This is a genomic window from Megasphaera stantonii (genome assembly GCF_003367905.1).
GTDB lineage: Bacteria > Bacillota > Negativicutes > Veillonellales > Megasphaeraceae > Megasphaera > Megasphaera stantonii.
In genome coordinates, this window is the sequence record NZ_CP029462.1 from 2,388,999 (window position 1) to 2,407,257 (window position 18,259).

The window sequence follows — 18,259 nt, forward strand, 5'->3', positions numbered from 1 at the left end:
GATTTTGTTTGGTAGCATTATTATATCAGAAACCTATGTGTCATTTTTTATAGGTGTTGCACTTGTATTGTAAATTCGCCGGTAAAATGATACACATAGTTGCGGTACGATATATTGTAGGCGTGACTCGTATAGAGTGAAACATGGTACAATGTGAGGCAGTAAGAGAGAGGAAACTAGGACAACTCGCCAATGACCCCTTGCAGCGTATATGGGACGCTCGCACGTAACGATGTAAGGCTTATTTTACATTATTTTATCGAAAAGAGGTCATTTCACAATGAAAGCAAAAGTATTAGCAGCATTGGCAGCAACGATGGCAGTAAGCGCAACGTGTGCATTCGCAGCTAATCCGTTTGTCGATGTACCGACGGATAGCTGGGCATACAAGTCCGTAGTAGAATTGGCTGACGCAGGCGTTATCCAAGGCGTAGACGGCGAATACTTCCAGGGTCAGCGCAACATTACTCGTTATGAAGCCGCTGAAATGGTAGCAAAAGCTATGGCACACATGGATAAAGCTTCCGTTGAGCAGCGCGCTTTGATTAACAAATTGGCTGACGAATATGCTGATGAATTGAACAACCTCGGCGTTCGCGTATCGAATCTCGAAAACAAAGTCGGCAACATTAAATTTACCGGCGATGCTCGTCTCCGTTATCGTTATCGTCATGGTGACTCTACTAAGGAAAATGATAACTCTTGGGATTATCGTATCCGTCTCCGTGGCCAAGCGCAGGTCAATGACCGTGTTACGGCTACAGTAGGTTTGTCTACAGATAATCAGAATTTTGGTCATAATGGCACAACGACTGACACTAATAAAGATGGTGATGTATACGCTGATATCATTAAAGTTGACTACAATTTCGGCAGCCCGAATTGGAATCTTAGTCTCGGTCGTGACGCTGCATATTTCCTTGGCGGTGCTCGTTCTTATGCTTATCAATATGGCGATACCTTCGATCGTGCTGAATTGAAGTATAACAATGGTAAAGTTGCTGTAACGGCTGGTTATGGTAAATTTAAAGAAAATGCAGGTAATGACTTTGCAGAAGGCACAACTGCCGGTATGAAGGTTGCTGGTTATGAGGACATGGATGGATTGAAGACCGGCTATGGCGAGATCGAAGCTTTCTTTGGTAATGATTCGGCTGCAGGCGTATACTACAACCAGTTCAGCCGTGCGGGTGGTGCTAATGATACGGTAGTTGATGCTGATGCTGATAATTTGTGGGGTGCTTATGCAAGCATCAACCTTGGTTCTAAGTGGAATATCTTGGCTAACTACGAAAGTGTTGATAGAGATTTCAGCTCTACGACTGGCAATGCAGTAAGTGATCCGCAAGTATGGATTGGCAAGGTTACGTATGGCAAAGCTGTTATGGCTCAGCCGAAATCTTGGGACATCTGGGTTGAATACATCGATGCTGAAGACGGTGCATTCCTCGGTGGTTCGACAGGCTCTTGGAGAAACTTCGGTCTGATGGATAATATGACGTCTTGGGGCGTAGGTATCGACTACGTATTCGCTAAAAATGCTAAATTCAGCGTTATGCAGTCCTTTGCTACTGACGTTAAAGACCATGCAAGTGATGGTGTTTCTGGTCAGAATGATGAAGAAATCACTCGCGCAGAATTCAACTTCGCATTCTAATCGAATCCTTAGGTTATATACAAAAGACTACTCAGTAATGGGTAGTCTTTTTGTTATACCTGCTGTCGTTGAATTTTGCCGCCAATATTGATACTATATACGTAACAGGACAATATCAATCAGCGTAATGGTAAGCGTAACAATATCGGTAACATATTCATGATGGAGGAGAGCCATGGGAATCTATTTAAATCCAGGCAGCGATAAATTCCAAGAAGCGCTGCGTTCTGCTATATATGTAGATAAAAGCAGTATGATTGCCTATACAAATCGTATATTCAAATCATCCAATAAGTATATCTGCGTCAGCCGACCCCGGCGATTCGGAAAATCCATGGCGGCTAATATGTTGTCGGCATATTACGACAGGACTGTAGACGGCAGCAGGGTGTTTCGGGGATTAAATATTACTGACGATGCGGATTTTGATACGTATCGGAATCAATGTGATGTGTTATTCCTCAACATGCAGGAATTTTTGAGCCGAAGCATGGATATGGCTTCTATGTTGGATTTGTTGAAACGGCGAATTTTGCATGACGTACTGCGGGAATATCCTGATGTGGAATATTTTGACAGAGCTGATATGATAGGCTGTTTGGGTGATGTATATGCTGAAACGAATTGTCCATTTGTCGTCATTATCGACGAATGGGACTGCATTTTCCGTGAATACCGAAACGATTACCAGGCTCAGCGGCAGTATTTGGATTTCCTGCGCGACTGGCTCAAGGACAAGGCCTACATTGGCTTGGCTTATATGACGGGGATACTGCCTATCAAAAAGTACGGAACCCATTCGGCGCTGAATATGTTTACGGAGTTTTCCATGACCAATCCGCGGGAGCTGATGCCGTTTGTAGGTTTTACGGCTGAAGAAGTTCGGAATTTGTGCGAACAGTACCATATGGATTATGAAGAAACCATGAGCTGGTATGATGGATACCAATTTCGAGATATGACGTCTATATGCAATCCCCGCTCTGTCGCATCGGCGATGGAAAGCGGTATATTAGATACGTACTGGACGGAAACGGAAACCTTTGAAGCGCTGAAAGTCTATATCGACATGAACTTCTCCGGCCTGCGGGATACCATCGTCAGGCTCATGGCCGGGGGACGGCAGAAAATCGATACGAGGTCTTTCGTCAATGACATGACGACCTTCCATTCGGCCGACGATGTGTTGACCTTACTTGTTCATTTGGGGTATTTAGGCTATGATTTTGATACGAAGGAAGTTTTCATTCCCAATCGGGAAATCATGGGCGAATACGTGACGGCGACGCGCGTATCCCAATGGTCGGAAATCGTTCATTCCGTGCTGCAGTCGGACAGGCTTTTACAGGCTACATGGAACGGCGACGAAGAAGCCGTAGCGAAAGGCCTTGAAGAAGCGCACTTGCATACGTCTCATCTGCAGTATAACGACGAAAATGCCTTGAGCTATACCGTCTCACTGGCCTATTACAGCGCGCGGCAGTACTATACGATTATCCGCGAACTGCCGACGGGCAAAGGCTTTGCCGACATGGCATTTCTTCCAAAGAAAAAATACGCCGACAAGCCGGCTATGATCGTGGAACTGAAATGGGATGGTACTGCCGACACGGCATTGCGGCAAATACGGGATAAACACTGTACGGAGGCTTTGAAGGATTACAAAGGAAATATCTTCTGCGTCGGCATTACGTATGACAGAGGCAGCAAAAAGCATACCTGCCGTATAGAAACAGAAACCATGTAATATGGGGTAGAAATCGGTTAGAAGCAATGACAGGAGGAGTATTCTGAGTGTCATTGCTTTTTCATGCCATACCGTCGTTGAATTTTGCCGCTGATGCTGATACTATATACATATATTATGTACGCAATATGAAGTATGTCGGTTAACGTACTCGTAACCAATGTCATAACGGGAGGACGACCATGGGTATTTATTTGAATCCGGGAGACAGGAAATTTAAAATGGCGCGAAACAGCCGCATATATGTCGATAAAAGCGGTCTGATTCGGTATCTGAATTCGGTTTTTGATACGGAGAGCCGGTTTATCTGCGTCAGCCGTCCCAGGCGATTCGGCAAGTCTATGGCGGCCAATATGATATCAGCGTATTATGACCGAACTGTAGACGGTGAGGCTGCTTTTCAGGGATTAGAGATCGCTGGCGATGCGGCGTTTGCTATGTATTGCAACCAGTGCGATGTTTTATTTATTAATATGCAGGAATTTTTGAGTTGCAGTCAGACCATGAAAGATATGTTGGATTTGCTGAAGCAAAAAATACTGCATGATGTATTGCGGGAATATTCCCATATCTCTTATTTTGATCGTACGGATATGGTTGGGTGTTTGGACGATGTTTTTGTAGAAACGCAGCGTCCTTTTGTCGTCATTATTGACGAATGGGACTGCATCTTCCGCGAATACCGAAACGATTATCAGGCCCAGCGGCAGTATCTGGATTTCCTGCGTGGCTGGCTCAAGGACAAAGCCTATATCGGCTTGGCCTATATGACGGGGATACTGCCTATCAAAAAGTATGGGACCCATTCGGCGCTGAATATGTTTACGGAGTTTTCCATGACCAATCCGCGGGAGCTAACGCCGTTTGTAGGCTTTACGGCAGAAGAAGTTCGGAAATTGTGCGAACAGTATCATATGGATTATGAAGAAACCATGAGCTGGTATGATGGATACCAATTTCGAGATATGACGTCTATATGCAATCCCCGCTCGGTCGTATCGGCGATGGAAAGCGGTATATTAGATACGTACTGGACGGAAACGGAGACCTTTGAAGCGTTGAAAATTTATATCGACATGAACTTCTCAGGTCTGCGGGATACCGTTGTCAAGCTCATGGCCGGCGGGCGGCAGAAAATCGACACGCGGTCCTTTGTCAACGATATGACGACCTTCCATTCGGCTGACGACGTGCTGACCTTGCTCGTTCATTTGGGGTATTTAGGCTATGACTTCGATACGAAGGAAGTCTTTATTCCTAATCGGGAAATCATGGGCGAATACGTAACAGCGACGCGGGTGTCCCAGTGGTCAGAAATTATTCATTCCGTGCTGCAGTCGGATAAGCTTCTCCAGGCTACGTGGAACGGCGACGAAGAAGCCGTAGCGAAAGGCATGGAGGAAGCGCACTTGAATACGTCCCATCTGCAATATAACGATGAAAATGCGTTGAGCTATACCGTCTCGCTGGCCTACTACAGCGCAAGGCAGTACTATACGGTTATCCGCGAACTGCCGACGGGCAAAGGCTTTGCCGACATGGCATTTCTGCCGAAGAAAAAATATGCCGACAAGCCGGCTATGGTCGTGGAACTGAAATGGGATAGCACTGCCGATACGGCGCTTCGGCAAATACGGGATAAACAGTATACGGGGGCTTTGCAGGATTACACAGGAAATATCCTATGTGTCGGCATTACGTATGACCGAGGAAGCAAGAAGCATACCTGCCGTATAGAAAAAGAAACAACATAATATCATATAAATATATTTAGAAGCAATGGCAAGGGAGTATGTCTCATTAAGTCATTGCTTTTTCTTTTGCCAGAAAAAATGAAACGGCATGTTTTGAAGGGTGCGACTACGGAGCACATTGCTCGATATGGCTGAAAACTCGGGGAGAGAATGAAATTTTTGTCCCATTCAGAGTCGGGCCGATGGTGCAATTTATGTAGTGTATAAGCGGCAAATATGCTATAATACAATATGATAAAAGCGTATTAAGTACGGTTTGAGGAGTCGCAGCATGAGTTCATTAGCTATTTTGATTTTGACGAAAAATGAAGAGGATAATATCGTAGACGTCGTTCGTAACGCCAAGACGTGTACGGACGAAGTCGTCATCATAGATTCGGGCAGTACGGATCGGACGGTAGAATTAGCGGAGCAAGAAGGGGCCAAAGTAGCTTTTCGGGCCTGGGATGGAGACTTTTCTGCCCAGCGGAATTTTGCTTTGTCGCAGACGGAGGCTGACTGGGTGTTGTATTTGGATGCTGACGAACGTATGGATGATGCTATGTGCCAGCATGTTAAACAGATTGCGGCGCAGAATGAGGCAGGGCAGTACGGCATGATACGTCATATGGTATTCAATGGATATCGGTTTCATCATGGCATTTTTGCACCCGATACGGTATATCGCATGTTTCTAAGAAAAGATGTAATTTGGGTTGGAAAAGTTCATGAACATGCAGAATGCCGTTCCCCAAGGAAAATGCTGACAGGGAGAGTAGACCATTATACGTATGAAAGTTGGCATCAGTGGTTGGAAAAGGCTGATCACTATACGACGATTTGGGCAAAAGAACGTTATGAGTCTGGGAAGCGGACTTCATTGAGCAGCGCTTTTCTGCATTCCTTTTTTGGCGGATTGCGGGCTTTGTTGATAAAAAAGGCCTTTTTAGATGGATGGATGGGAATCCTTTCTTGTGGTCAGCACGCCTTTTATACAATGCTGAAATATGTTAAGCTGTATGAGATGCAGATAAATCATAAAGAGGGATAGCACATGGATAGAATTTCTATTGTATTGGCATCAGACAATAATTATGCTCAGCACGTGGCTGTAGCTTGCGCGTCTGTATTAAAAAATGCGTCTTATCCTGAACATATAGATATTTACGTGCTAAGTGATGCTATAGCGGCGGCGCAGCGCAGCCGTATTGAGAAAACGGTTTTATCTCTAGGGGGGCATATCTCCTTTATTGAGGCAGATAGTGCGGCATTACAGGGATTTGTGAGCGGTCATTTAAGCAAGGCCGCATATTTGCGTCTTTTAATTCCGCAGCTGCTGCCAGAACATGTTCAAAAAGCGATTTATTTTGATACTGATTTAGTGGTGTTGGATGATGTAGAAACGCTGTGGAATATATCGCTGCAGGGATACCCTTTAGGTGCTGTGTGCGATTACGGCATTATGGCGTCTAAACGAATGCGTCGGCAAAAAAGAGAAACGATCGGATTGTCTGAAGGAAAACCATACTTTAATTCAGGAATGCTCGTAATTGACACCGTGCAGTGGCGAGAAAAGCAATACGGACAAGCCGTTATAGATTGCATTTCTTCCAATCAATTCAGACATCATGATCAAGATGGACTCAATATGATATTTCAAAATCACTGGCTTCCGTTGCCGCTGCGCTGGAATATCATTCCGCCAGTATTTTCATTGCCTCTCAAGGTATTTCTTTGCAGTGATATGAGAAAAGAAGCGGTCCAGGCATTAAAGTCGCCGGCAGTATTTCATTGGGCTGGCCGATACAAGCCGTGGGAGTTTTCTGTAAGCTCTTTATTTAATTCCTTGTATTATACATATTTGCAATACACTGAGTTTAAAGATGTGTCTATGCCGCAGCCGGGAAAAGATATGAAGGGGAAAAGTATTCGGCGGCAGGAATGGCGTATGAAATGGGCTCATTTTTGGACTCATATACTATAATTATTGAGGAGAATTTTTAATGAAAGCAACCCTAACTCCGCAGCGGTTAACCTTTGCGATTGCTGTGTGTATTACTTGTATGGTGTGTCTAACCCGTCTTTCCATGGCGGCAGGCCAGGTATTTAATGGATTAGCTTTATTATTTGGCATTATTTTACTTTATAAGCAACGAGACTATCTCTCTTTCCCGGAAGAAACAAAGGGATATTGCATTGCGTATGGCATTTTTGTGTTAAGTACGCTTCCAGCTGCATTATTTTCCGGAGATCTTTCTAAGGGAATGCATGAATTTTTACAAATGTGGTTTTGGAGATATGCTGTATTTCTTATAATACTTTTCTGTATTCGCCGACGTGATTATTTAGTCAACATGCTGACTGTATTTACCGCTGTTTTTGGTATTGATTGTTTAGTTACGCTGGTTCAGGTTTTATTTGATTTAAGTGATAATGGACGAGGGTGGGGGCTTGGCGGCAGTCAATTAGGCATTGCCAGTTTGATGTGTATTATGATGCCGTTGGCAGTAGTCATATTATTTGACTCAGCATTTGAAAGACGGCTGAAGAAGGTTTCTGCGTTTACTTTGCTATGTATTTGCATAGGGCTTCTTTGCAATAAAAGCCGAGGTTCCTGGCTTTCTAATATGGTATTAGTTCCTTTTTCAGCTTGGAGGTATGTTGTTTGTAATAAAAAATTCTTAGGTATTATTATTGGATTATTTATTGCTTTTGGTGCTTTCTTTGCATCTCAGCCACAGTACACTGCGCGTTTTGCTTCCATAACAAACATAACGACAGATCGGTCTAATGGGGATAGAATTGTTGTGTGGGAAGCTTGTATTGAAATGTATAAAGATCATCCAATTGCAGGCATAGGATTGGGCCAATTTAGCAAAACGTATAAAACTTATTACCGGACTGCTGATGATACACAGGGATTAAATCATGCGCATAACAATTTCTTCCATTTGTTAGCGGAAACGGGAACTCTTGGTATGGCCGGACTATTATATTTTACAGGTTATTTTGTCATGACAAGTTTTCGTAGATGGAAAAAAGATAAAAATCCCTATGATTTACTCATTTTAACAACTGTTCTTAGCTATATTTGTATTTTTGGTCAAGTTGAATATACGATGGATCTATCTTCTGGCGTGCGAATTTTCTGGTTTATTTTAGCGATCATGATGCAGCTGAAAGCATTGTCCCAAAAAGATACTTTCAATTAAAGAAGAATTGCGTCACTTTTGTATTATAATACGTGGAAGTGGAGAAGGTATATGGTATCTACATTTGAAAAAGTAAGTTGTAGCTTTTTGCGATATGTGCGAGGGACGACGAATCCACCCAAGTCGATATACACTTGGTCTAGAAAAAAATATGGTTATCGGGAAGATTTAATCCGATATTGGCTGAAAAAATATAAGAATGTATCTATTGGCAAATATACATATGGTTGGCAAAATATGTCCCCGTTTGATATGATTGCATCGATTGGCGCGTTTACTTCTATAGGAAAAAATATTTTGTTGGTTCCGACGAATACGCATAATATTCATTATGTGACAACAAGTCCTATTTTGGCGAATCCATCTTTTCGGATGATGAACAATATGACGTATGAAGAACGGCATCCTGCTCAATCAATTCATATAGGGAATGATGTATGGATTGGAAGTAATTCAATGATTTTTCAAGATGTGACTATCGGTGATGGGGCTGTTATCGGTGCAGGAAGTATTGTGCGAAAAGATGTCCCTCCATATGCAGTTGTTATTAACACAGATCAAATTTTAAAATATCGTTTTGATAAGGAAATTTGCAGGAAGTTGTTAGAAATAAAGTGGTGGGATTGGGAAGATAATAAGATAAAAAAAAGAAATTGATAATCTTTATAATATTGATAAGTTTATTAATTCACTAGAAATATCTTAATTAGGTATGGGGTGGAAATGAATAATGACTAACGCAGGGCTTTTGTCTGTTATTGTTCCGGTATATAATGTAGAAACCTACTTGAATCAATGTATAAGTTCTATTATCAATCAGACTTATGAAAATTTAGAAATTCTGTTAATTGATGATGGTTCTACTGACCGTAGTGGTATGATTTGTGATCAATATGCAGTTAAGGATACACGTATACGGGTTGTGCATCAAGAAAATCAAGGATTAAGCGGGGCGAGAAATGTTGGAACGGACCTTGCTCAAGGCCAATATGTAGCGTATGTTGATAGTGATGATTGGCTTGATATACACATGTATGATGAACTGCTTCGAATATTGCAGAAACATAAGCTGGACATGGTTCGATGTGCCGCGTTTTTTTCTGATGGAGAGAAAAAAGAAATCCTTTCTCCCAAAAAAGAATTTCAGAATCAGCTTTTTATTAATGAAGATGTTTTTAAACGATACTTTGATGAATTCCTTTGCAAGGTTGTATGGAATGCTGTTTATAAAAAAGATATTGTGAAAGGGATTCTGTCTCCGGAAAGATGTCATTCGCAGGATAATTATGTCTCTGGGATGTATTTATATCGTAGTAAAAGAATGATGATTATTGATAAACCATTATATTACTATCGCCAGAATCCCCAGAGCATTACACGGTCAGGTAACCGAAGGCCGTTAGATATTTGTATATGTACTAATAAACTTATTCATGATCTACAAGCCGATGGCTTCTCGGATACGTATTTTTTACATCTTTTATATAAGAAGTTAGCAAGAGAGCTATTTCATTTCGTCAGAGCAACGAATGATGGATATAAAATTAAAAGCATGAAAGATAAATTATATTGTTTTATATCAGAAAATTTGAGTTTTCGTAGGAGATTAGAATTTAAATACTTAATAAAAAGCAGAAACATTAAAGTTATTGATGCTGATAGTGAGGAATTTTTGTCATGAATCATATTATGAAAAAAATTGCTTTTAATGAGATTTCTGATTATTCTAAAGTATATAGTATTGCTGTTTGTACAGATAAAAATGTTGTTCGGGCGATGGGAGTGCTGTTATTTTCAATACTGCAAAATAATCCTTCGCGCTTTGCATTTCATATATTTTTTCGAGGGAAGCTTGATTTAGAAAATAAGATAAAAATTCAATATTTATCTGAGGAATTTCATGTTCCGATTATCATATACTTTATGAAAGATGAAATGCTATATGATTTACATAAGACGGAAAATATAAGTATTACAGCATATTATCGATTGCTAATGCCATATGTATTGGAGGAAGAAGGGGTTACTAAGGTATTGTATCTAGATGTTGATATGTTGTGCAAAGGGAATATTGAAGAATTATTTTCTATCGATATGCAGAAAAATATTGCTTATGTAGTCAAAGGGTTTACGTCTATACCTGAATGGTGGAAGCGTTATTGTGCTTTTCTTGGCATGCGTGGAAATCGCTATTTTAATTCTGGAATGATGTTAATTAATATTCCAACATATATAAGGCAGGATATTGGAAATAAAGCAATCCAATTAGCTAGAGAAGAAAATTATAAATATATGGATCAGGATGTATTAAATATATTATTGGAAGATAAGGTGATATGTGATACGGCTAGTCAGTATAATTGCACAATGTCTGTTCGGAACCATGAATTTGATGAAAATAAAGTAAAAATTGTTCATTTTACTGGGAGTAAAAAGCCATGGAAATTATATACTACTTTATGGGATAGTAATTATTGCTTTGGCGATAAAGAGCATTCTTGGAAATATTCGTATTATGAACAATGGAGAATTTGTGCAGGACAATCTCCATGGAAAAATGTTCCATATGATAAACCCAAGTCATATACTGAATGGAGATATTTATCCGATATGTATCGGCATGCTGGTGAGTATAAAAAGGCATGTAATGCATATGTAAAATATTTGTTATATAAATTGAAATCGAGGTAATGTATATGAACAATAAATTTACAACTGCGTATTTTGAGTCAGCAAAGTTATATACCGAAAAATACGATTTTAAATATATGGATGCAAATGAATCCCGAGACAGAATGCACGTTTGTTTTAATATAAATGACCCATTTTTTAAGCCATTAGGTGCAGAAATTACATCTATCTTAGAGGTTAATGATGATATTGCCTTTAATTTCTATGTTTTTGTGGACGTATATAGCGAAGATAATAAAGAAAATCTGCGTAAAACAGCAGAAAAGTATAAATGTAATATCTATTTATATGTCATGGATATGAGTATTTACCAGGATTTCCATATAAAAGTAAAACGATTTTCTCGTGTGACCTATATTCGCATCGTTATGCCCTGGATATTGCGTCAGTATACGAAATATTATTTGTATTTAGATTCAGATATGATTTGTGTTGGTAGTTTAAGGCGATTTTTAAATATTGATTTGGGAGATAAGGCAATAGGGGCTTTAACCTATCCGACACCAGATCGAGTTGCATTTTTGAAAATGAAGCAGGATGTTTATTTTTCTGATGGATTGATGTGGATTCAAGTAGATGAATGGATAAAACAGAAGATTACAGAACAAGTCTTTTCTTACCAAGGTGCTGATCCACGGCGATTTAAAGGTCAAACACAAGATTTATTAAATTTAGTGGTAGAAGGTAATATGAAACCAATTCCGGAATTATTTCATCATAAAAACAAAGATTTCAGTGTTCAAGGAATTTTGATTCACTATTCAGGAAGAGATAAGCCGTGGGAAATTGTACTGGATGAAGATGATGAATTATGGCGGCACTACTTAGATATTTCATTCTGGCCGAGTATGCCTGATCCTATGCCGCCTAAGAAACCGGAGTTTTATCATAGTTTTAAAAAATTAGCCGAAGTGTATCATAAAAAAGGAAATACCATGAAGCGGCTGCAATGCTTATTTTGGTATAGTGTGCTAAAGATTCAAAATAAATTATAAAGATAGGAAGTTGGTTGTATGAAAATAGCAATTGCCGGGACTGGATATGTTGGCCTTTCCAATGCCCTTTTGTTGGCTCAGCATAATGAGGTCGTTGCATTAGATATTGTGCCGGAAAAGGTAACAATGATGAATAAAGGAAGGTCGCCTATTGTTGATGCAGATATTATTGCTTTTTTACAGCGTGATGACCTGCATTTTAAGGCGACTTTAGATGCTAAAGAAGCTTTTGCAGATGCTGATTTTGTCATTATTTCTACGCCGACAAATTATGATACGGATAGAAATTTCTTTGATACATCGTCTGTAGAGACGGTAATTGAAGAAGTGCTGGACATTAATCCTCAGGCGGTGATGGTCATCAAATCTACTGTCCCTGTGGGATATACGGAAAGCGTTAAAAAGAAGTACCATACGGATAATATCATGTTTTCGCCGGAATTTCTCCGCGAAGGAAAGGCTTTGTATGACAACCTTCATCCGTCGCGCATCGTCGTCGGTGAGGATTCGGAACGGGCCCGCGTATTTGCCAATCTTTTGGCTGAAGGAGCAGTAAAGAAAGATATTCCCATGTTGTTTACGGGTTCTACGGAAGCCGAGGCGATTAAATTATTTGCCAATACGTATTTGGCCCTGCGCGTAGCGTACTTCAATGAGCTTGATTCGTATGCCGAAATGCGGGGCCTCCATACGGAGCAGATTATCCGCGGCGTATGTCTCGACCCGCGTATCGGCGATTTCTACAACAATCCGTCTTTTGGTTACGGTGGTTATTGCCTGCCGAAGGATACGAAACAGCTGCTGGCGAATTACAGCGACGTACCGCAGAATTTGATTTCCGCCATCGTAGCGGCTAACCGGACGCGAAAGGATCATATTGCCGATATGATTATCGCTAAAAACCCCCGCGTCGTCGGCGTGTACCGCCTGACGATGAAGACGGCGTCCGATAATTTCCGCGCTTCGGCGATTCAAGGCGTCATGAAGCGGATCAAAGCGAAGGGGATTCCCGTCGTCGTGTATGAGCCGACGTTGGATGCGGATGACTTTTTCCGTTCGCCCGTCGTCAAGGATTTGCGTGCTTTCAAGGACATGTGCGACGTCATCGTGACCAACCGCTGGTCCGACGAGCTGGCCGACGTGAAGGATAAGGTGTATACGCGGGATTTATTTGACCGCGATTAGATGGAGGAATATATTATGGCTGCATATCAGGCGTTTGACATAACTAAAAAGGTGCTTATTACGGGAGCCGCCGGGTTTATCGGCTTTCATTTGGCGAAGCGGTTGCTGGAAATGGGCGCCGTCGTACTGGGATTTGACAATATGAACGACTATTACGACGTGTCGCTGAAAGAAAACCGGTTGGGCGTGTTACGTGCATTTTCTAATTTTTCCTTTATCAAGGGCGATTTAGCGGACGAACAGGCTGTAACCACTGCGTTTAAATCGTTTCAGCCCGATATCGTTGTGAACTTGGCGGCCCAAGCCGGTGTGCGGTACAGCCTCGACAACCCGCGGGCGTATATTGATTCGAACATCGTCGGCTTCTTTAATATATTGGAAGCATGCCGTCAGTATCCCGTGCAGCATCTGCTGTTTGCTTCCAGCTCGTCTGTATACGGCAATCAGGAAAAAACGCCCTTTTCGACGACGGACAACGTAGACCATCCCATCAGCTTATATGCGGCGACGAAGAAATCGAACGAACTCATGGCGTATACGTACAGCCATTTATACGGCATCCCGGCGACAGGGCTGCGGTTCTTTACCGTATACGGCCCGTATGGCCGGCCCGATATGGCTTACTTTAAATTTGCCAACATGATGTATCGAAACGAGCCGATCAAGATTTACAATCACGGCGATATGTACCGCGATTTTACCTATGTAGACGATATCGTCGAAGGCATTGAGCACATGCTGTGCAATCCGCCGAAAGAAAATAAAGCCGGCGACAAATATAAGGTATATAATATTGGCAACAACAAGCCAGAACGGCTCATGCATTTTATCGAAGTATTGGAACAGGCTCTTGGCAAGACGGCGGAAAAAGAGTATCTGCCGATGCAGCCCGGCGATGTGTACCAGACCTACGCTGACGTAAGCGAATTGGAACAAGATTTTGATTTCAAGCCCAACACGAGTATTGAAGAGGGATTGGGAAAATTTGCTGCGTGGTATAAGGACCATTATAGAATGTGATGTCAGAGGCAACTAATGTTTTGTTAGTTGCCTCTGTTCGTGCTATAATACTGTTTTGAAAAGAGGATGTAACTATATCTGTGAAAAGAGGCATAACATGTTTGAGTATTTCTTTTTAGGAATTCAGCAAGATATCAAGTTAGCAGTTTTAGCACCTGTCGTATGCGCTTTATTTCGTTTGGCATTTATTGGCGTGTATCGGCCTAAAAAGAGATTGGCCCACGACGCAAAAAGGATAATCCGCTGCTTTCAGTTTGGCTTTTGGTGGGGAATGGATTTCAATGCATATGTCTTTTTGATTTCCATGATTGTAGTCAGTATTCCGGCTGCATTTGTTAGCTCCTATTATGCTGTCAGTGATGAGGTTCGTCTGGTTTTAAATACGGCATATATGGTGATCTTATATACTGCATTTATGGGAAAAATGATTTTTTATTATCATTTTCACGACATCTTTAACTCATTGGTGAAACTAGGAAAAAATGCAGATAAGATGAATTTTTTAGATATTTTTTTCAATCAAAATCATGGTTTTTTTATTTTATTAGGATATATTCCATACGTTGGATTTTGTGTTTTGGCAACGCAAGTATTATTATCTGTGCCGAGTATTCCTTATCCTGTTTTTAATGATCCATGGATACAATATCTGTTTAATGTCGTGGTAGTTCTTTGCAGCATTATAGGTTTTTATTATTTTCGATTTGGCGGAACTTTGCGCCATGCGAACAAACCTGAACGTGACACTATCCCTACTATTGTAAAAGAGGATGATTTTTTATCGAAAGCTGTTGTTGATGATTTAGTTGCTTTGGAAATGGCATTAAAATATCCTGTGCAGACTATTCTGACTCATGATGATGCTACATCTGAAAAAATTATGGAACCGCTTATTCTTAAAAGCACAGAAAGTGACAAGCTGATTTTAAAGAATTTTAAGCATATTGCTGCGGGTCCTCGTATACATACTCCATCACATATTTTCTTTGTTGTAGGAGAAAGTTATACTCAATCTATGTTAGATGAATTTTTTGATGTATTGCATTTGACTGATAGAGGAAAGCTTTTTAGAAATAATCCACATACATTTAAAGTAGAAAACTTTTTGCCGGCAGGACTGATATCGCAGCCGGCAGTTACAAGTCTCATGGCTGGTATTTACGACTGCCAATTGGAAATAAATGAGACGAATGAATTTTGGCATAATAGTCTTAGGACATCGTTGCCGTTGCAATTAAAAAAGTTAGGATATCGTACCTCTTTATGGTATGGAGGCAGCTTGTCTTGGGCTAGTATCGGTAATTTTGCGAGGGCTATCGGCTTTGATGAAGCCTATGGAGGACCGGATATTTGTGCGAAGGGGACGCCGTCAACTTGGCTGGGGATTTATGATCATCTGTTTTTGGAGGAAGTTGCTAAGCGAATTAAAGCTGATATGACTGTCCAGCCTACCTTTCATTTTGTATATACTACGTCAAATCATGGGCCGTATACGATTCCTATTAAGAAATATGGATGGGATCCTGACAAAATAATGCCCGATGCGCCGGAATCACTGCGTCGGAATAAAACGATGATGGTTAATATGGGAACTTACTGGTATACGGATAAATCGATGTTTTCCTTCATTGAAGAAATGCAGAAAACATATGAAGACAGCCTTATTATTGCAACGGGCGATCATGCGCGGCGTGTATATAATTATGACGGCAGCATTATAAAACGGACAACGGAAACGTTAAGGGAAAAATTTGCTACGTCCTTTGCCATGTATCATCGAGAATTTACTCCAGATATGTTTGCTAATAATACGATTGGCGGACATATGAATATATTGCCGACTATTTTTGAAGCGATTGCGCCGAAAGGGTTTGAATACTATTCGCTCATGGAGTCTTTCTTTAAACCGATTGATCGAGTTGTGACGCCGACGCATTGGATGACAAAAGATAGAATAGGCGATTATAGAGAACAAATCTCTCAGCAGTTAATTGTTACTGGCGATGAGGTGCCTGTTGAACATGACAGCATGCAATTTAAGAAGGAAAGAGATGCCTATTGTGAAATAACGGGTTGGATTTTACGCCATCCGGAATTGCTGGAACCTGTGGAAAAGCTTTTAAAATCTTAAAAACAAACATAAGGAGGCTGGAATATGTTAGAAGTAGGGACGAAAGCGCCGGCGTTTACCTTGCCGGATCAGAATGGTACTATGGTATCGTTGAGCGATTTTGCCGGGAAGAAGGTCGTGCTGTATTTTTACCCCAAGGACAACACGTCGGGATGCACGAAGCAGGCCTGCGGATTTGCTGAATTGTATCCCCAGTTTGAGGAAAAGGGAGCTGTCGTACTGGGCGTCAGCAAGGACAGCGTGGCGTCGCATAAGAAGTTTGAGGAAACTTACGGCCTGCCCTTTACGCTGTTGTCCGACCCGGAGCTGACGGTGATTCAGGCATACGACGTGTGGGTGGAAAAGAGCATGTACGGCCGTAAGTACATGGGCATCGAGCGCTCGACATATTTAATTGATGAAGACGGCGTAATCGTCAAAGCTTTCGGTAAAGTTCGGCCTGGCGATAATCCGAAAAAAATGCTGAAAGAAATATAAAGAAATACAAAAGGAAGCCCGCTGCGTGATGCAGACTGGGCTTCCTTTTGTATCATGCATGGTTATGAGTGATAAGGTACAATAAGTTTCGCAAAAATAAAAAGAGACATGGCTTGCAGAACTCTGGTAGAATGAAGTCGCGACACACCATTCTGAAAGGAGCAAGCAAACCATGTCTGAAAAGATTGTACAGCTTAACGAGGAAGTAATCAAGGGACAGCTCAAGGATCTTGTGCGTGGCAGCGTAGAGGAGACTCTCAACGAGCTGCTGGAGGCCGAGGCAGAGAAACTGACTCAGGCGGCCCGATACGAGCGCAATGAGAAGCGTCAGGGCTATCGCAGCGGCCACTACAGGCGCAGCCTCACTACCACTTCCGGGGACGTTACCCTCAAGGTACCCAAGCTCAAAGGGATTTCCTTTGAGACCGCCATTATTGAGCGGTATCGCCGCCGTGAAAGCAGCGTAGAAGAAGCCCTCATCGAGATGTATCTGGCCGGTGTATCCGTCCGGCGTGTGGAAGACATTACAGAGGCGCTGTGGGGCAGCAAAGTGTCGCCCTCAACCATCAGTGAACTGAATAAGAAGGCATATGTCCACATTGAGGATTGGCGTAACCGCCCCTTACAGGGAGGGCATTACCCGTATGTCTATGTGGACGGCATCTACTTGCGTCGCAACTGGGGCGGAGAGTTTGAGAATGTGGCCATTCTGGTAGCGATTGCGGTAAATGAAGATGGATACCGTGAGGTTCTTGGGGCTGCCGAGGGCATGAAGGAGGACAAGGCTAGCTGGGTCAGCTTCTTTCAATGGCTGCGAGGCCGGGGCCTGGATGGAGTTAAACTGGTAGTTGGCGACAAGTGCCTGGGTATGCTGGAAGCTGTAGGAGAAGTGTTTCCAGAGGCCAAGTACCAGCGGTGTACTGTACACTTTTACCGCAATATCTTCTCTGTAACGCCTCGTTCCAAGGTGAAGCTGGTGGCCAAAATGCTCAAAGCGATCCATGCGCAGGAGAGCAAGAAAGCTGCCCGTGAGAAAGCCCGGGCCGTGGTAGAAGAACTGCGTTCCATGAAACTGAAAGAGGCTGCCAAGAAGGTGGAGGATGGCATTGAGGAAACGCTGACTTACTGCGATTTTCCCTGTGAACATTGGACCCGTATCCGTACTAATAACGTCATGGAACGGCTTAACCGGGAGATCCGCCGCCGTACCCGTGTGGTGGGCAGCTTCCCGGACGGCAACTCCGCCCTCATGCTGGTCTGTGCCCGGCTGCGCCATGTGGCCGGTACCCAGTGGGGCAACAAGAAGTACATGAACATGAAGCACCTACAGGCGGCTCTGGAGGATACCTCCATTGCTGGGTGACTTCACTCATATCAGGGCCTGCAAACCATTTTGCGAAAAATACTTGAC

Annotated in this window: 15 protein-coding genes; all 15 read left to right on the forward strand. The window is 42.1% G+C overall.

Annotated elements, in window-relative coordinates:
- Positions 1-280: 280 nt before the first annotated feature.
- The 15 genes from DKB62_RS11330 to DKB62_RS11400 all read left to right on the forward strand — a co-directional run bounded on the left by DKB62_RS11330 (position 281) and on the right by DKB62_RS11400 (position 18,211).
- Entirely contained in the window at positions 281-1,657 is a 1,377-nt protein-coding gene (locus DKB62_RS11330; protein ID WP_107196053.1) for an S-layer homology domain-containing protein, read from the forward strand.
- A 175-nt stretch (positions 1,658-1,832) separates the two neighbouring features.
- Positions 1,833-3,404 carry an AAA family ATPase gene (locus DKB62_RS11335; protein ID WP_107196054.1) on the forward strand — a complete coding sequence of 524 codons (1,572 nt, stop codon included), beginning with the start codon at positions 1,833-1,835 and terminating at the stop codon, positions 3,402-3,404.
- Positions 3,405-3,586: 182 nt separating this feature from the next.
- Positions 3,587-5,158, forward strand: a complete 1,572-nt coding sequence (locus tag DKB62_RS11340; RefSeq protein ID WP_095629486.1) for an AAA family ATPase — start codon at positions 3,587-3,589, stop codon at positions 5,156-5,158.
- Between the two features lie 271 nt (positions 5,159-5,429).
- Positions 5,430-6,188, forward strand: coding sequence for a glycosyltransferase family 2 protein (locus tag DKB62_RS11345; RefSeq protein ID WP_095629487.1), 759 nt, complete (start codon positions 5,430-5,432; stop codon positions 6,186-6,188).
- A gap of 3 nt (positions 6,189-6,191) precedes the next feature.
- Positions 6,192-7,121, forward strand: a complete 930-nt coding sequence (locus DKB62_RS11350; RefSeq protein WP_095629488.1) for a glycosyltransferase family 8 protein — start codon at positions 6,192-6,194, stop codon at positions 7,119-7,121.
- Between the two features lie 19 nt (positions 7,122-7,140).
- Positions 7,141-8,349, forward strand: a complete 1,209-nt coding sequence (locus DKB62_RS11355) for an O-antigen ligase family protein (RefSeq protein WP_095629489.1) — start codon at positions 7,141-7,143, stop codon at positions 8,347-8,349.
- Positions 8,350-8,400: 51 nt separating this feature from the next.
- Positions 8,401-9,006, forward strand: coding sequence for a CatB-related O-acetyltransferase (locus DKB62_RS12900; RefSeq protein ID WP_107196055.1), 606 nt, complete (start codon positions 8,401-8,403; stop codon positions 9,004-9,006).
- Positions 9,007-9,079: 73 nt separating this feature from the next.
- The gene (locus DKB62_RS11365) at positions 9,080-10,030 is read left to right on the forward strand and encodes a glycosyltransferase (RefSeq protein ID WP_095629491.1); all 951 of its coding nucleotides are present in this window, start codon (positions 9,080-9,082) and stop codon (positions 10,028-10,030) included.
- Positions 10,027-11,040 carry a glycosyltransferase family 8 protein gene (locus DKB62_RS11370; RefSeq protein WP_107196056.1) on the forward strand — a complete coding sequence of 338 codons (1,014 nt, stop codon included), beginning with the start codon at positions 10,027-10,029 and terminating at the stop codon, positions 11,038-11,040. The genes DKB62_RS11365 and DKB62_RS11370 overlap by 4 nt, the downstream gene beginning before the upstream one ends.
- Before the next feature lie 5 nt (positions 11,041-11,045).
- Complete coding sequence (locus DKB62_RS11375) at positions 11,046-12,035, forward strand: glycosyltransferase family 8 protein (protein WP_157949708.1); 990 nt, start codon at positions 11,046-11,048, stop codon at positions 12,033-12,035.
- An 18-nt stretch (positions 12,036-12,053) separates the two neighbouring features.
- Positions 12,054-13,220, forward strand: coding sequence for a nucleotide sugar dehydrogenase (locus DKB62_RS11380; RefSeq protein WP_095629494.1), 1,167 nt, complete (start codon positions 12,054-12,056; stop codon positions 13,218-13,220).
- A gap of 15 nt (positions 13,221-13,235) precedes the next feature.
- Positions 13,236-14,240: an NAD-dependent epimerase gene (locus DKB62_RS11385; RefSeq protein ID WP_095629495.1), complete on the forward strand. Its 1,005-nt coding sequence runs from the start codon at positions 13,236-13,238 to the stop codon at positions 14,238-14,240.
- Between the two features lie 97 nt (positions 14,241-14,337).
- Positions 14,338-16,371, forward strand: a complete 2,034-nt coding sequence (locus DKB62_RS11390) for an LTA synthase family protein (RefSeq protein WP_095629496.1) — start codon at positions 14,338-14,340, stop codon at positions 16,369-16,371.
- Between the two features lie 24 nt (positions 16,372-16,395).
- Entirely contained in the window at positions 16,396-16,848 is a 453-nt protein-coding gene (gene bcp, locus DKB62_RS11395) for a thioredoxin-dependent thiol peroxidase (protein WP_107196057.1), read from the forward strand.
- A gap of 172 nt (positions 16,849-17,020) precedes the next feature.
- Positions 17,021-18,211, forward strand: coding sequence for an IS256 family transposase (locus DKB62_RS11400; RefSeq protein ID WP_115759899.1), 1,191 nt, complete (start codon positions 17,021-17,023; stop codon positions 18,209-18,211).
- Positions 18,212-18,259 lie beyond the last annotated feature (48 nt).

Excerpts from the sequence above, each read along its gene's own strand:
- DKB62_RS11370 (WP_107196056.1), top strand. The coding sequence starts at position 10,027 with ATGAATCATATTATGAAAAAAATTGCTTTTAATGAGATTTCTGATTAT.
- DKB62_RS11375 (WP_157949708.1), top strand. The coding sequence starts at position 11,046 with ATGAACAATAAATTTACAACTGCGTATTTTGAGTCAGCAAAGTTATAT.
- DKB62_RS11350 (WP_095629488.1), top strand. The coding sequence starts at position 6,192 with ATGGATAGAATTTCTATTGTATTGGCATCAGACAATAATTATGCTCAG.
- DKB62_RS11345 (WP_095629487.1), top strand. The coding sequence starts at position 5,430 with ATGAGTTCATTAGCTATTTTGATTTTGACGAAAAATGAAGAGGATAAT.
- DKB62_RS11385 (WP_095629495.1), top strand. The coding sequence starts at position 13,236 with ATGGCTGCATATCAGGCGTTTGACATAACTAAAAAGGTGCTTATTACG.
- DKB62_RS11365 (WP_095629491.1), top strand. The coding sequence starts at position 9,080 with ATGACTAACGCAGGGCTTTTGTCTGTTATTGTTCCGGTATATAATGTA.
- DKB62_RS11355 (WP_095629489.1), top strand. The coding sequence starts at position 7,141 with ATGAAAGCAACCCTAACTCCGCAGCGGTTAACCTTTGCGATTGCTGTG.
- DKB62_RS11330 (WP_107196053.1), top strand. The coding sequence starts at position 281 with ATGAAAGCAAAAGTATTAGCAGCATTGGCAGCAACGATGGCAGTAAGC.
- DKB62_RS11335 (WP_107196054.1), top strand. The coding sequence starts at position 1,833 with ATGGGAATCTATTTAAATCCAGGCAGCGATAAATTCCAAGAAGCGCTG.
- DKB62_RS11380 (WP_095629494.1), top strand. The coding sequence starts at position 12,054 with ATGAAAATAGCAATTGCCGGGACTGGATATGTTGGCCTTTCCAATGCC.
- DKB62_RS11390 (WP_095629496.1), top strand. The coding sequence starts at position 14,338 with ATGTTTGAGTATTTCTTTTTAGGAATTCAGCAAGATATCAAGTTAGCA.
- DKB62_RS11340 (WP_095629486.1), top strand. The coding sequence starts at position 3,587 with ATGGGTATTTATTTGAATCCGGGAGACAGGAAATTTAAAATGGCGCGA.
- bcp (WP_107196057.1), top strand. The coding sequence starts at position 16,396 with ATGTTAGAAGTAGGGACGAAAGCGCCGGCGTTTACCTTGCCGGATCAG.
- DKB62_RS12900 (WP_107196055.1), top strand. The coding sequence starts at position 8,401 with ATGGTATCTACATTTGAAAAAGTAAGTTGTAGCTTTTTGCGATATGTG.
- DKB62_RS11400 (WP_115759899.1), top strand. The coding sequence starts at position 17,021 with ATGTCTGAAAAGATTGTACAGCTTAACGAGGAAGTAATCAAGGGACAG.